Source organism: Rhodococcus sp. Q1, from assembly GCF_004153645.1.
Taxonomy (GTDB): domain Bacteria; phylum Actinomycetota; class Actinomycetes; order Mycobacteriales; family Mycobacteriaceae; genus Rhodococcus; species Rhodococcus gordoniae.
Window position 1 is genome coordinate 406,668 of the sequence record NZ_SDMJ01000001.1, and the last position, 14,772, is coordinate 421,439.

Annotated in this window: 12 protein-coding genes; 3 read left to right on the forward strand and 9 right to left on the reverse strand. The window is 68.0% G+C overall.

Annotated features, from left to right (window positions below; all coding sequences use genetic code 11):
* Positions 1 to 3: 3 nt before the first annotated feature.
* Positions 4 to 1,659 (forward strand): AMP-binding protein, encoded by a 1,656-nt coding sequence (locus tag EQ874_RS01930; RefSeq protein WP_129975222.1) that lies wholly within the window; start codon positions 4 to 6, stop codon positions 1,657 to 1,659.
* A gap of 54 nt (positions 1,660 to 1,713) precedes the next feature.
* Here EQ874_RS01930 and EQ874_RS01935 read toward each other — a convergent pair whose 3' ends face one another.
* Positions 1,714 to 2,898: an acyl-CoA dehydrogenase family protein gene (locus EQ874_RS01935; protein ID WP_064062386.1), complete on the reverse strand. Its 1,185-nt coding sequence runs from the start codon at positions 2,896 to 2,898 to the stop codon at positions 1,714 to 1,716.
* A gap of 167 nt (positions 2,899 to 3,065) precedes the next feature.
* Between EQ874_RS01935 and fabG the strand changes: the two genes are divergently transcribed.
* Both fabG and EQ874_RS01945 read left to right on the forward strand, forming a co-directional pair.
* Positions 3,066 to 3,806, forward strand: coding sequence for a 3-oxoacyl-ACP reductase FabG (fabG, locus tag EQ874_RS01940; RefSeq protein ID WP_064062387.1), 741 nt, complete (start codon positions 3,066 to 3,068; stop codon positions 3,804 to 3,806).
* 39 nt (positions 3,807 to 3,845) lie between these two features.
* Positions 3,846 to 5,057, forward strand: coding sequence for an acetyl-CoA C-acetyltransferase (locus EQ874_RS01945; protein ID WP_129975224.1), 1,212 nt, complete (start codon positions 3,846 to 3,848; stop codon positions 5,055 to 5,057).
* A gap of 239 nt (positions 5,058 to 5,296) precedes the next feature.
* On the opposite strand, the gene EQ874_RS01950 is transcribed toward EQ874_RS01945, so the two are convergent.
* The 8 genes from EQ874_RS01950 to EQ874_RS01985 all read right to left on the reverse strand — a co-directional run bounded on the left by EQ874_RS01950 (position 5,297) and on the right by EQ874_RS01985 (position 14,742).
* Complete coding sequence (locus tag EQ874_RS01950) at positions 5,297 to 6,388, reverse strand: class I SAM-dependent methyltransferase (RefSeq protein ID WP_129975226.1); 1,092 nt, start codon at positions 6,386 to 6,388, stop codon at positions 5,297 to 5,299.
* Positions 6,389 to 6,472: 84 nt separating this feature from the next.
* Positions 6,473 to 7,366: a LysR family transcriptional regulator gene (locus EQ874_RS01955; protein ID WP_064062390.1), complete on the reverse strand. Its 894-nt coding sequence runs from the start codon at positions 7,364 to 7,366 to the stop codon at positions 6,473 to 6,475.
* Positions 7,367 to 7,370: 4 nt separating this feature from the next.
* A complete protein-coding gene (locus EQ874_RS01960) occupies positions 7,371 to 8,240 on the reverse strand; it encodes a LysR family transcriptional regulator (protein ID WP_129975228.1) in 870 nt (289 codons plus the stop codon).
* 241 nt (positions 8,241 to 8,481) lie between these two features.
* The gene (locus tag EQ874_RS01965) at positions 8,482 to 9,243 is read right to left on the reverse strand and encodes a crotonase/enoyl-CoA hydratase family protein (RefSeq protein ID WP_129975230.1); all 762 of its coding nucleotides are present in this window, start codon (positions 9,241 to 9,243) and stop codon (positions 8,482 to 8,484) included.
* 1 nt (position 9,244) lies between these two features.
* The gene (locus EQ874_RS01970; protein ID WP_129975232.1) at positions 9,245 to 10,309 is read right to left on the reverse strand and encodes an MBL fold metallo-hydrolase; all 1,065 of its coding nucleotides are present in this window, start codon (positions 10,307 to 10,309) and stop codon (positions 9,245 to 9,247) included.
* Positions 10,306 to 11,871 (reverse strand): AMP-binding protein, encoded by a 1,566-nt coding sequence (locus EQ874_RS01975; protein WP_129975234.1) that lies wholly within the window; start codon positions 11,869 to 11,871, stop codon positions 10,306 to 10,308. Before EQ874_RS01975 ends, EQ874_RS01970 begins: the two co-directional genes overlap by 4 nt.
* Before the next feature lie 153 nt (positions 11,872 to 12,024).
* Complete coding sequence (locus EQ874_RS01980; protein WP_129975236.1) at positions 12,025 to 13,518, reverse strand: TerD family protein; 1,494 nt, start codon at positions 13,516 to 13,518, stop codon at positions 12,025 to 12,027.
* Between the two features lie 3 nt (positions 13,519 to 13,521).
* Entirely contained in the window at positions 13,522 to 14,742 is a 1,221-nt protein-coding gene (locus EQ874_RS01985; protein WP_064062397.1) for a TerD family protein, read from the reverse strand.
* Between the last annotated feature and the right edge of the window lie 30 nt (positions 14,743 to 14,772).

Here is a 14,772-nt window from a genome sequence, read left to right on the forward strand (position 1 = left end):
ACCATGACTTCGGCTTCCGATCTCGCACAGCGAAGGCTGTCGTACCCGGCGACGACGATGGCGGTGTGGGCGCCGAGCCTCGCCGCCGTCTACGGCGACCGGCCGGCAGTGATCGACGGCGACCGGGTCCTCACCTACAACGACCTCGACGCACGGTCGGCGCAGTTCGCGAGCGTGCTCCACGAGGCCGGGGTGCGAGCCCGCGACGTCGTTCTCCTGCACCTGGGCAACTGCGTCGAGTTCCACATCGCCTACTACGGCGCGCTCCGGGTGGGGGCGGCGGTCACGCTGGTCAATCCGCTCCAGCCCGAACCCGGTCTGCGGCGCCAGATCGAGGAGACCTCCGCGGTCGCGGCGGTCACTGGTGCCGCGCAACTCGACACCTTGCTCCGAGCCGCGGAGGGGACGAGTGTGCGCTTGATCGCAGTCGTCTCCGACGAGGCGGTGAACGGCTCCCGTGCCGTGCATTTCGGTGATGCACTGGAAGAACGCCCCACGACATTCGAGCCGGTCGTCACCGGCCCGGACGACATTGCGCACATCGCGTATACCGGTGGCACGACCGGCGTTTCGAAGGGAGTGCGGGTACTGCAGCGCAACGTCGTCGGAAACGTCACCCAGATGTGTGCGTGGCGAGCCGGCCATCAGCTGGTCGCCGACGTCGACGGGCGGATCTCGCTCGAACCGATCGACGATCTGGACGTTGCCGGCGTCGTCCCGGCCCACGGGGCCACGATCGTGGTATCCCCGCTGTTCCACGCACACGCGTTGATCAACACGTCGTTCCTCCTCGCCTGCGGCCTGACCCAGATACTTGCCGGACGGTTCGAGCCGGGGCACATGCTCGCTCTGATCGAGCAGTACGAAGCCAGTTACATCACGGGCAGTCCCGCCATGTGGCATGCGCTCGCCGAGCACCCCGATGTCGCTGTCCGGGATCTGTCGACCGTGCGGGTTGTCGCGTCCGGTGCGGCGCCGATCGACCACGTGACCCTCGAAAGTCTCGAGCGCGCATTCCCCAATGCGCGTATCGCCGAGGGGTACGGGCTGACCGAGGGCACGTGTGTGGTCACGGCGATGCCGCTCGTCGTCGGCACCGAATACCGCCTCGGCAGCGTCGGACTGCCGATCTTCGACACCGAGGTGCAGATCCGCGCGCAGGGCGACCCGTCGGTCGTCCTCGGGCCGGACGAGCGGGGAGAACTGTGGGTGCGTGGCCCCCAGGTCACCGGCGGTTACCTCGGGCATCCGGACATCACAGCCGAGCAGTACGTCGACGGCTGGCTCGCGACCGGCGACATCGCCTACGTGGACGCCGACGGTTACGTGTTCATCGCCGACCGGGCGAAGGACATGTTGATCTACAAGGGCTACAACGTGTATCCACGTGAGCTCGAGGAGATTCTGGTGACGCACCCGAAGGTGTCCACCGCCGCGGTGGTGGGTCGTGACGTCGGTGCCGTGGGCCAGGAGCCCGTCGCCTTCGTCGTCCCGATTGCCGGCGAGGATGTCGACGAGGAGGAGCTGAAGGCGTTCGTCGCCGAACGTGTCGTGCCCTACAAGAAGATTCGCGAGGTAGTGATGGTCGAGGCCCTTCCGACCTCCGCTGCGGGCAAGATCCTCAAGACGGATCTGCGTTCGCGCCTGACGGTTTCCTGACACCGCCCGAACACGCCCCCGGCATCGAATGCCGGGGGCGTGTTCGTATCTGCGTCAGGAGTTCTTCTTCTGCTCCTGCTTCACGAGGCCGCCTCCGATGATCAGGCGCTGGATCTCGCTGGTGCCCTCGTACAGACGCAGCAGACGCACGTCGCGATAGATCCGCTCGACCGGCACCTCACGCATGTAACCGGTGCCACCGTGGATCTGCACCGCCAGATCGGCGACCTTGCCGACCATCTCGGTGCAGTACAGCTTCGCCACCGACGGCGCGATACGGCGGTCGGTCTCCTCGACCCACGCCTTGGCAGCGTCGCGGACGAGGGCGCGGCCGGCCATGACGCCGGTCTGCTGGTCGGCGATCATCGCCTGCACCAACTGGAAGTTGCCGATGGGGTTGCCGCCCTGCGTGGCGGTCGCGGCGTAGGTGACGGACTCGTCGAGGGCGCGCTGGGCCTGCCCGACAGACAGCGCGGCGATGTGCACGCGGCCGCGGGCGAGGGAGACCATCGCGGCCTTGTACCCGACGTCCTCGCTGCCCCCGACGAGCGCGGAGTTCGGCACGCGTACGTCGTCGAAGTGCACGTCTGCGGTCCAGGCACCTTCCTGGCCCATCTTGGCGTCCTTGTTGCCCACCCGAACGCCGGGGGTGTCGGCGGGGACGAGGAAGACGGCGATGCCGGTGCCGTTCTCGTCGGCCGGTCGGGTGCGGGCGAACACGACGAACAGGTTCGCAAGCGGAGCGTTGGTGATGAACCGCTTCTCACCGGTGATCACCCAGTCGTCGCCGTCGCGCACGGCCTTGGTGCGCAGACCCGACGGGTTCGAACCGGCGCCCGGTTCCGTCAGGGCGAAGGAGGCCACGACGTCGCCGGACGCGATGCCCTCGAGCCACTGCTCCTTCTGCTCGTCGGTGCCGAAGTTGACGAGCACCTGACCGGCGATGCCGTTGTTGGTGCCGAACATCGAGCGCAGCGACAAGGTGGTGTAGCCCAGCTCCATCGCGAGTTCCGCGTCCTGCTGCAGATTCAGACCGAGGCCGCCCCACTGCTGCGGGATGGCGTAGCCGAACAGACCCATGTCCTTCGCGGCCTGGCGGATGTCCTCGGGAACCGCATCGGTCTCGGCGATCTCCTGCTCGCGCGGCACGACCACGTTGCGCACGAACGCGCGGGTCTGCGCGAGGATCTCGCGGAAGTCGTCTTCGTCGACCTCGGGGGACGGGATGGAGAGTGTCATGTCTACAACCTTCGTGTGGTCGCCGGGAGGTGTCCAATACGAATGGCGCCATTCCCGTATAGGCATTCTCGATGGATGAGGGCCGCTCTACCGGCCGGTTCGCCGTTATATTCGGAAACATCGACATATTCGGGGGCCGTCGCGTGCCCCATCGAAAGGAATCTCGGATGTCTCTGTTGGAGAACCGTACCGCCGTGATCACCGGTGGCGCTCAGGGAATCGGCTTCGCCATCGCGCAGGAGTTCGTCGACGCCGGCGCTCGTGTCGTGATCGGCGACCTCGATCTCGACGCCGCGAACGCCGCTGCGGAGAAACTCGGCGGCCGCGACGTGGCCCGCGCGGTGCGCGCCGACGTCGTCGAGTCCGCCGACTGGGACACCCTCCTCGCCGAGGCCGTCGACGGTTTCGGTTCGCTCGACGTGGTGGTCAACAACGCCGGTATCACCCGCGACGCCACGATGCGCACGATGACCGAAGAAGACTTCGACCTGGTCGTCTCGGTACACCTGAAGGGCACCTGGCACGGCACCCGCAAGGCCTCCGCGATCATGCGTGAGGCCAAGCGCGGCGCGATCGTCAACATCTCCTCGCTGTCCGGCAAGGTCGGCATGGTCGGCCAGACCAACTACTCCGCCGCCAAGGCGGGCATCGTCGGCCTGACCAAGGCCGCCGCCAAGGAGATGGCGCACCACGGCGTGCGGGTCAACGCGATCCAGCCCGGCCTGATCCGATCGGCGATGACCGAGGCGATGCCGCAGAAGGCATGGGATCAGAAGATGAGCGAGATCCCGATGGGCCGTCCCGGCGAGGTCGACGAGATTGCCTCCGTCGCACTGTTCCTCGCATCCGATATGTCCTCCTACATGACCGGCACCGTCCTCGAGGTCACCGGCGGCCGCTTCATGTGACGGTCCACCCCGTCACCCGTTCACTTTCGAAAGGTCATCATGCGCGAAGTTGTCATCTGCGAGCCGGTCCGTACCCCGATCGGCCGCTACGGTGGAATGTTCAAGTCCCTCACCGCAGTCGACCTCGGTGTCGCGGCGCTGAAGGGCCTGCTCGAGCGCACCGGTGTTGCCCCCGAACAGGTTCAGGACGTCATCCTCGGTCACTGCAACGGCAACAGCGAGGCCCCGGCCATCGGCCGCGTCGTGGCCCTCGACGCCGGTCTGCCGATCACGGTGCCCGGCATGCACATCGATCGTCGTTGCGGTTCGGGGCTGCAGGCCGTCGTCCAGGCCGCCTTCCAGGTCGGTAACGGCGACCACGATCTCGTCGTCGCCGGTGGTACCGAGTCGATGAGCAACGCGGCGTTCTACTCCACCGACATCCGCTGGGGTGGCGCCCGCACCGGTGTGCAGATGCACGACGGTCTGGTCCGTGCCCGCTCGACCGCCGGCGGCCGCTTCTACCCGGTGCCCGGCGGCATGATCGAGACCGCCGAGAACTTGCGTCGCGAGTACTCGATCTCCCGCGACGAACAGGACGAGCTGGCCCTGAACTCACATCTGCGTGCCGTCCACGCCCAGAAGAACGGGATCCTCGCCGAGGAGATCATCCCCGTCACGGTCAGCAGCCGCAGGGGCGACGAGGTCATCGACACCGACGAGCACCCGCGCCCGGACATCAGCCTGGAGACCCTGGCCCAGCTGAAGCCGATCATGGGTAAGCAGGACCCCGAGGCCACCGTCACCGCCGGCAACGCCAGCGGCCAGAACGACGCCGCCTCCATGGCGATCGTCACCACCCCGGAGAAGGCCGCCGAGCTGGGCCTGACCCCGCTGGTGCGGTTCGTCTCCTGGGGTGTCGCCGGTGTCGAGCCCAAGGTCATGGGCATCGGACCCGTACCGGCCACCGAGGTCGCCCTCGCCAAGGCCGGGATCACCCTCGCGGATGTCGATCTCATCGAGCTCAACGAGGCATTCGCCGCGCAGGCCCTCGCCGTGACCCGCGAGTGGAAATTCGGCAAGGCCGACTTCGAGCGCACCAACGTCCACGGCTCCGGCATCTCGCTCGGCCACCCGGTGGGCGCGACCGGCGGACGCATGCTCGCCACCCTCGCCCGCGAGCTGCAGCGTCGCGAGGCCCGCTACGGCCTCGAAACCATGTGCATCGGTGGCGGCCAGGGGCTGGCCGCGATCTTCGAGCGCGTCGCGTAATCAGTCGGTTCCCGGTTCGGGGAGGTTGCGTCCGGTTCTCTCGAAGAACTCGGACCCAGCCTCCCCGAACTTCTTTCGTCGCAGATGACCGGACTGGGGAGGACGTCGAGTTGTCCACAACCGACCCTCGCCGCGGCGTCCGGAGGCGAGTCGCGCCCGGCATGCTCGGCGCGTGATCGGCTTCGACGAACCGTTCTCGGGACGCGTGGCATTCGCTGCCGGCGTTCCGGCGGGCGCTGCTATCCGGTGCGGAGGAGGTAGAAGCGGAAGAACCCGAAGTCCTCGATGGGCAGCACGTCGACCTCCGTGAAACCGGCGTCGAGCGCATAGCGGCGCAGGGTATCGGGCCGCATGACCGTGCCCGTCGCGGCGCTCGGTGTGTGGCTCATGCCGTCGGGGAGGCAGATGGTGAGGCTGTAGCCGTACATGAGCCGTTCGACGTCGTCGCCGGGTGCGGTGAAGGTGTCGGCGACTGCTTCGTCCATGACGATCATGATGCCGCCGGGTGCGAGTGAACGCCGTACGGCAGCCAGCACCTCGACCGGCCGCGGCATGTCGTGGACGCACTCGAATGCGAAGGCCGCACGGAAGTTTCCTTCCGGGAGTTCGGACGCATCGCACTGCGTGAACGTGACCCGTTGCGCCACATCGTCGTTCTCCGCGAGATTCGATCGGGCGAGTTCGACCGACGGCGCATCGATGTCGAAGCCGAACACCTTCGCATCCGGATAGGTCCGCGCGATCGTGATCGTGGACCATCCTCCGCCGCATCCGATGTCGGCGATCCGCGCACCGGTTTCACCGAGCACCCGGTCGATCTCGGGCACCGAGCGTAGAACGTCGGGCAACACCTGCTCGAACAACGGTCTGTTCGCGTCGGCCTGCGATTCGCACACGTCGCGGCCGAACCGGCTCCAACTCACCCCACCGCCGTCCCGGTACGCCTCGAGCAGGCCGGGCAGTTGCATCGTCGCACCGACGATCATCCGGGCGAGCGGCGCCATGTACGTGAGGCTGTGCGGATCGGTGAGTACGTCGCGGCCGGCCGGAGAGAGACCGAAACGCGGTGGATCACCGTCGTCGACGTCGAGCAGACCGGTGACGGCCTGCTGTTCGAGCCACTCACGGGCGTACCGCGGATGGGTTCCGGTGCGTGCGGCCAGTTCGTCGGCGGTGGCAGGTCCGTCGTCGACGAGGCTGCGATACCAGCCGAGACGGTCGCCGATCAGGATCGACAGGGTGTCCATGGTGCCGAGGACGGAATCGAGGACGCGCTGCGCGAAGCCGTCGGCGGAGTCGAGGTGGAGCGGCGAACTCGTCGAAGTGGACATACGGATCATCTCCCGAGGACGGAAATGGGCGTCGTACCCACTTATCGTCGCGCCCCGATCCCCGGATGTCACCGCCCGGCGGACTCACTCGTCCGGGACGGTCTCCCCGGACGCTCCCACGAAGTCGACGAATGCGCGTCCCGCCCTCGACAGTGACACCGGGTCGAACACCATTCCGTACGACTGCGCGAAGGTCGGCTCACACGGGCGGACCACCGCGATGTCCTGCACCGACTCGGCGAGAGAACGTTCGACGAACGACCCGCCCAGGCCTGCGAGCACCATCGGCAGGCGGGCTTCGCGATGGTCGGTGAGCACCGAGATGGGTCGCCGTACCTCGGCCCGTCGCATCGCGTAGTCGATCGCGTCGCTCACCGAACCGCCGCCGCGCGGCACGAACACCATCGGAATGTCGGGGAGTTCGGCCAACGACAGCGGTCCGGGTGGCAGATCGGTGCCGGGCGGATAGGCGAGCCAGTATTCGGTCTGGCCGAGTTCGATGATCTCGAGCCCCACCTCGTCCTCGACGGGCAGGTGGGTGACGACGAATTCGCAGTGACCGTCGTGGATGACCGACGCGGTGGATTCCTCGGTCCGCAGGTCGCCGAGTCGCGCGGTGACCTTGGGGTGGCGGCGCCGGAACTCGGAGACCAGGTCGACGATCGGTCCGGTCGCGAGGGCGGGGAACACCATGAGATCCAGGCGGCCGGTCACTTCCGTCGTGGACACGGTGAGCAGTTCTTCGACGGCGTTCACATCGCGCAGGATCTGCCGGCTCGGACCGATGAGAGCCTTACCCGCTGCGGTGAGCACCATGCCGCGTCCGATGCGATGGAACAGCCGCACTCCGAGCTCGCGTTCGAGACTGCGCAGCGCCTGGGAAACGGTGGGCTGGGCGACCCCGAGCTCGGCGGCCGCGCCGTTGATGCCGTCGTTCTCCACGACGGCGAGGAAATACTCGACCTGACGGAACTCCATGTCGTCACGCTTCCCACGGGGCGGCGGTAGTGGTCTCCACGAACGCGGCGGCAGCGGGGGAGAGATCCCCGGGGCGCACCACCAACCCGATGGGCCGCCGGAGGGGCGGGTCCAGCGATCGGACGACCGCACCGGGGATCTGCTTCTCGGCGACGCGACGCGGAACGACCGTTCCGGCGGTGCCCCGCTCGACGAACTGCCACAGAGCTGCCTGGTTGGCGCAGTCGACGACGACGTTCTGTGCCCCCAGCAGTTCGCCGGTGCGCGCCGCGCTCGCACGGGAGCCGAGGTCGAGGACGAGTGGGAAGTCGCGGACCTGGGCTCGGGTGACCGGGTCGGGCACATCGGTGGCGAGGTCGGGATGCAGGGCGAGCACCATCTCCTGCTCGAGAATCGGGATGGTGATCATGCCGGCGTGCTCGACCGACAGATCGGTGATGCCGATCTCCGCCTCGCCGCGGCGCAACGCCGCGTGCACCCCGGGCGGTCCTTCCGCGTCGTTCACCCGCACGGTCAGGTTGGGATAGCGCGTGCGGAAGCGCTGGACGAATTCGATGACCGGATGGATCGAGAACGTGGCGTAGGTGACGATCTCGACGCGGCCCGCTTCGAGATCGCGCACCGCCGCGACCTTCTGTTTCGCCCGTTCGACGTCGGCGAGGATCCGGCGCGCGGCGACGTCGAGGACGCGACCGTCCTCGGTCAGGGTAAGCCGCCGACCGGTGCGGTCGAACAGGGTGGTGTCGAGGCGCCGTTCGAGGGTGCGGATGGCCTGCGACAACGACGGCTGCGAAATATAAAGAGCCTGAGCAGCCTTCGTGATCCCGCCGTGGTCGACGACGGCCACGAAATAGGTCACGAGGTGCAAGTCCACCCGATTATCGTAGGCGACGGCCTCAATCGCCCCGGACCGAACCGTCAGGAAGGGGTGTCACCGGCACCCGCCATCCTCCGGTGGCCCTGCTCGAGCATCCGCGCCGACATGTTCACCGGGAGCGCGTCGGGTTCGACGACTTCGGTCACCGGCCCCGGGCGTAGGCATCCTCGGCGCGCGCGGACGGAGTCGTCGTTCCGGGTCGCTCCGAACGTCGGTGCGACCAGCACGTCCGACATGTCTACTCGCCCTTCCAGACCGGAGCGCGCTTCTCGGCGAACGCCCGGGCGCCTTCCTTGGCGTCGGCCGAGGCGAAGACCGGATCGATGAACGTGCGTTGCGCGACGAAGGCGTCGGGGTCGGTGTAGCCGGCGGCCATCGCGACGACCTGTTTGGTCGCCTTCACCGCGAGGGGGCCGTTCGCTGCGACGCGAGCGGCGAGTTCCTTTGCCACCGTCAGTGCTTCACCGGGTTCGGTGACGCGGTTGACCAGACCGTGGTGATGGGCGACCTCGGCGGTGAGCGGATCACCGGTGATGGCCAGCTCCATCGCGAGGGGGTAGGGCAGGATCTTGGGCAGACGCAGCAGGCCACCGGCCGCCGCGGCGAGTCCGCGCTTGACCTCGGGGATGCCGAATTTCGCGTCGCGCGACGCGACGATCAGGTCGGCGGAGAGCGCGAGTTCGCATCCACCGGCCAGGGCCCAGCCTTCGACGGCGGCGATGAGCGGCTTGCTCGGCGGTGCCTCGGTGATGCCGCCGAAGCCGCGGCCGGGGATCGACGGCTTCTCGCCGCGCGCGAACGCCTTCAGGTCCATCCCGGCGCAGAATGTTCCGCCGGCACCGGTGAGGATGCCGATGGTCAGGTCGGGGCGTGCCTCGAACTCGTCGATGGCCGCGGCCAGTGCCTCCGACACCTCGAGGTTCACGGCGTTCTTGGCCTCGGGGCGGTTGAGAGTGAACACCGCGACGCCGTCGGCGAATTCGGTGAGGACAACGCTCATGTCAGTTTTCCTTCGTACGGGTCGGAGCGGAGAGAGTCCAGCGGGCGGGAGTTCCACCGTCGGAACGGATGTCGCCTCGGTCGGCGAGGACGATGAGATGAGCCTGGGTTTCGCGGACGGCGAGTCGCTGCAGTCGCGGGGTCATCACGTCGATGGGGCGCGACCATGTGACGCGGGTCGTGATCTCCCATGCGGTCGATTCGGGACGGGCCGCGACGGTCTCGCGGATCTCGTCGAGGCGGACCTCGTGGTGATCCATGAGTTGGCGTGCGCGCTCGGTGATTCCGCGGAACCGGTACTCGTGGGCGGGCAGTACCTCGCAGTCGGGCAGTGCCGTCGTCGCGTGCAACGACAACAGGTAGCGGTGCAACGGGTCGACCAGTTCGCCGGGGCCCGAGGAGATGTTGGGACTGATGCGCGGAAGCATGTGGTCGCCGCTGAACAGCAGGTCGCGGTCGCGGTCGACGAACGCGAGGTGTCCGGGCGTGTGGCCGGGGGTCCACACCGCCTCGATGTTCCATCCGGGAACATCCAGCCGATCACCTTGTGCGAGAACAATATCTGCGCTCTTCCCTTCCGGGAAACGTACGAGTTCGAAGCGGGCCGCCTCGACGACCTCGGGTGGGGCACCCAGCCCGGTGAGATCCACGCGCCACGCTTCCTCGTCGGCGGCGACGTCCTCCGGTGTGAAGTGCCCGAGGGCGGCGGCGTCGGCGGCGTGCATCGCGATGACGGCGCCGGTCGTCTCCTTCAACCGGGGTGCCAGGCCGAAATGGTCGGGATGCAGGTGGGTGATCGCGGCGTAGCGCACGTCGGTGATGTGATGGCCGGTCCCGGCGACACCGGCCACGAGGGCATCCCACGACTCCTCGGTGTCCATACCGAGGTCGATCAGGGCGAGGCCGTCGTCGAGGGTGAGCGCGTAGGACAGCACGTACCGCAGCGGGTTCTTCGGCATCGGGACCGGGATCGACCACAGTCCGGGCCGTACCTCTTCGACCGGTGGCAGTACGCCGGCCGCCCACGCTTCACGCTGGACGGTACCGAGATCCTCGGTGACGATCATGGCGTCGTTCCTTCCCGTGCGGGAGCGAACTCGTCGCGCAGTGTGCGCTTGAGGACCTTGCCGCTCGCGTTGCGGGGCAGCTCGTCGACGAAGTGGATGTGCCGGGGCTTCTTGTACGACGCCAGACGTTCGAGGGTGAACTCGAGGAGTTCGGCCTCGGTCGGTGCCTCGGCTCCGGGCGCGACTCGCACGACGGCGGTCACGGCTTCGCCCCAGCGGTCGTCCGGGACTCCCACCACCGCGACCTCGGCGACGGAAGGGTGTTCGGAGATGACCGATTCGACCTCGATCGGGTAGACGTTCTCCCCGCCGGAGATGATCATGTCCTTCACGCGGTCGGTGACGAAGAGGTAGCCGTCCTCGTCGATGTGCCCGGCATCTCCTGTGCGCAGGAAACCGTCCTCGGTGAACAGTTCGGCGTTCTCGGCCTCGCGCCGCCAGTAACCCGGCGTGTTGTTGCGTGACCGGCTCACGATCTCGCCGGTTTCGCCCTGGGGGAGCGGTTCACCGGTGGCGAGGTCGCGGATCTGGACCTCCATGCCCGGCAGTCCGGTGCCGGCCGAGCGAAGGAGGTAGGAGCGCGGACCGTGCGGGTCGTGGTCGTCGGCACGCAGCGCGGTGAGAGCGCCCATCGTCTCGGTCATTCCGTAGCGTTGCACGAACCGGCAACCGAGGGTGTCCATGGCGCGGGCGAGGTGCGTGGGCGTGATGGGGGAGGCGCCGTAGGCGACGAGGTGCAGGCTCGACAGATCGTAGTCCGGCAAATCGGGCATCTCGACGAGCATGTTGATCACCGATGGCACGAGGAAGGCATGGGTGATGCCGTGTTCGGAGATGGCGGCCGCCACCGCATCCGGGCGCATCTCGCCGAGCAGCACCAGATGCAGTCCGGCGGAGAGCGACGTGCTCATCCACCCGACGCCGGCGATGTGGAACAGAGGTAGCGCGTCGAGTGAGACCGAGTCCTCGGTGAATTCGTACAGCGCGAAGCTCTGTGGTTCGTTGAACAGGTTGTGATGCGTCGCCACAACGCCTTTGGGGCGTCCGGTGGTGCCCGAAGTGTAGAGCTGCAGCACTTCGGTCCGCGGGTCGTCACCGAAACCGGGGTCGATGCCGTCGCCTGAGGCGACGAAGTCGTCCCACGACCGTGCGCCGGGAACGGAGGACGCGTCACCGACCACGACGATCTGCACACCGGGCAGCCCCTCGCCGGCGGCGCGCGCGGAGACGGCGAACTCGTCCTCGACGATCAACACGTCGAGCTGCGCGTCGCCGGCGATGTCGGCGATCTCGCCTGGATTCAGGCGCCAGTTGAGCGGAGTGAACACCAGACCGGCCTTGGCGCAACCGACGAACGAGGCCGCACCGGGAAGGCCCATGCGCAGCAGTGCGCCCACGCGCCTGGAGGTGACCGGAACCGTCGTGAGTGCCGAGGCGACCCGGTTGGTGAGGGCGTCGAACTCGGAACAGGTGAGTGTCGTGCTGCCGGAGCTGACCGCCGCGCGATCCGGATGCTCTACTGCCAGCTGCCGAATTCGGTTGGGAAGGTGCAACCTGCTCACATCACGCTCCTGATCGACACGGCCGACGCGCGGACATGCCGCCCGCGCCGGTCCAGTCGATCACGAGAGTGACTACTGCCACAAAGACCTGCGGCCGCACGAAACGTTAGGACAAACCTATGGTCCGGAACGATCGAACTCGGGGACCGCCGATCACTCCTGCAGAGAGTTTCCGCCCAGCGCGCCGCGCAGATGCTCGGTCTCTGCGGGCAGGCTGTCGGGTGTGAACGCCCAACGGCCTTCCGTCCACGGATCGGTCAGTTGTCCGTCCGCGGGCAGGTGCTGGGCTTCGCCCCGAAGGATCTGCACGACCGGATCGTCGTCGTCCGGTGGATCGCCCGCGAGGACGATCGAGATACGGCCGTCACCACCGGCTCTCGTGATCCGGACGATCTGCAGCAGGTCGTCGTGCTCGTAGCCGTACGGGAACCCGGCGAGGACGACGAGCACCGGCGACACCGGCAGCCCTCCGTCGACCTGTTGCGCGAGCGCGTCCAACTCTGCGGCATCGGCCAGGCCCCGGAGCTTCGCCGGGACCTGTGCCCGCTCGTGAACGGGCGGCCCGGCGAATCTCGCTGCGGTGAGAGGTTCGAGTTCGGGCAGGGTCCGCCCGGGATCGACGAGGTGCAACAGTGTGCCGGGCCGAGCGGCGAGCAGCCGCACGACCAGAGACGAGACGACGGGAGCGAGTTCGGTGGGTTCGCCCTCGAGCCACAAGGGGCGGACGAGCGGCGCCGGCAGGCACAACGGAATATGCAACAGCCCGCGATCCGCCGCCACATCACCTACGCGCACACCGTCGCTCGGCGTGAGGGATCGGATCCAGGCGGGAGAGCTCCAGGAGGCGAGAGCCGGCGGCAGGGCCGCATCGACGGCGAGCAGTTCCGCGGCCAGCACTGCACTGTCGTTCCGGTAGCGTGTTTCGGCGGCGTCCACGAGTTCGTCGTAGCGCTGTTGCGCACGTTGTCTCGACCGCTCGGCCTCGGGGCCGGTACGGCGGGCGGGGTCGGTTACCGCCGCCGAGAGTTCGTCGTCGAGTCGCAGCCGGGCGAACTCGAGGCTCGACGTGCATGCGGCCGCCGAACGCGCGGCGTCCTCGAAGATCCGCCACAGCAGTTCGAGCGGCTCGAGTCCGACGGCCGGGGCGGGCGCCGTTTCCGAGTCGGAGGTCTTCTCCGGGGAGTCGTCCGCGTCGACCCCGTGGGCGGTGAACATCTCGACGAGTCCGCCGGTGTAACCCTGGCCGAGGGCGCGCACCTTCCACACGCCGTTACGGCGGTAGATCTCCCAGCACAGCAAAGCCGTCTCACCGGCGGCCCCCGGTTCCACGTGAAACGTCGCGAGTACCGTGCCGGCCGCATCGGACAGGGAGGTCGACACCGCAGCGGGTCGTTCGCAGCCGACCGCGCACAGCACACGTGCGCCGGGACGGACGGCGTCGACGTCGACGTCGATCACCCCGTCCTCGAGCCGGACGCCTGTCGTCCTCGATCGGTTGCAGAACACGACGTCGTCGGAGGAACCGACCTGCAGGTGGTCGTCCACGACGAACGCGCACACGTCCAGCGGGACGGCGGCGGACGCCGTGACACGGACCGTGCTGGTCGCCAGCGGGGCATTCTGTCCCGCTGTGAAACGCTCGCCCACGGGCTACGAGACCAGGAACCGGCCCAGTTGCGGCGCGGCCTCACCGGGATGCTTCGCCTGTATGCCCTCACCGATGGCCTGCAGTTTCCATTCGCTGCCCTGGCGGTAGACCTTCGCCATCACCATCCCCGTGAACGGCATGCCGCCCTGCAGCGTGTAGCGGGCGAGCTCGGTGTCGATCGTGCCGTCGACGAGGCGGCAGAACGCGTTCTGCACCTGCTCGAAGGTGTGGCCCTTGTAGGAGGTCACGATGAACATCACCGTGGTGACGTGGACGGGGACGCGGGTGAGGTCGACGAGCATGACCTCGTCGTCGCCCTCGCCGGCACCGGTGAGATTGTCGCCCTGGTGCCGGACCGATCCGTCCTTCGACTGCAGCTGGCCGTAGTACACGACGTCGGCGATCTGGTTGTCGGCGAACATCACGGCCGAGGCGTCGAGGTCGATGTCGGCGGAGCGATTGCCGAACAGGCCGCGCTTCTCGACCGGATCCCAGCCGAGACCCATGCGCAGGAAGGTCAGCGCGACGCCGCCGTCCTTGCGCAGGGTGACTTTCTGACCCTTCACCAGGCTCACCGGACGGTTCTTCGTCAGACTGACCTCGGCGGGCTGTGCAGGCTGTGCCGGAGGCGGGGTGTGTGCCGGAGGCGGGGTCGGCTGCACCGGCGGAGGGGGCGTGGCAGCGACGGGCTGCGGTGCGGCCGCCGGCTGAGCGGGAGCGTCGTCGACGCTGACGCCGTGGTCGGTCACCAGCGCCGCGAATCCGCCCGCATATCCCTGCCCCACGGCGCGGACCTTCCACGCACCCTGACGCCGGTACAGCTCCAGCGCGATGACGATGGATTCGCTGCTCAGTCCGTCGATCCGGTACTCGTACAGCACGGTTCCACTGCTGTCGGACACCCGCGCGGTGGGCGGCGCGAACCGGCCGAAGTTGCTCGACGCGTCGTCGAGAGTGATCACGGCGCGCACCTGATCGATGTCGGCGGGCACCTGCGCGAGCGACACGGCGAGCGACGCGGCCTGACCGGGCGCCCCGGAAACGAGGCGCACGCCCGGTCCCGTGGGCTGGTTGAAGAAGACGAAGTCGGCGTCGGAACGCACCTTGCCGTCGGCCTTGACGAGCAGTGCGGACAGATCGGCAGGGGTGGTCAGCTCGAGCGAGACGACGACGTCGGACGCGGTGATCGGTCCGTTCTGACCCTTGGAGAGCGGAGTCGGCAAGAGATGTGTCCTCACTGTGTCGGTGACCGG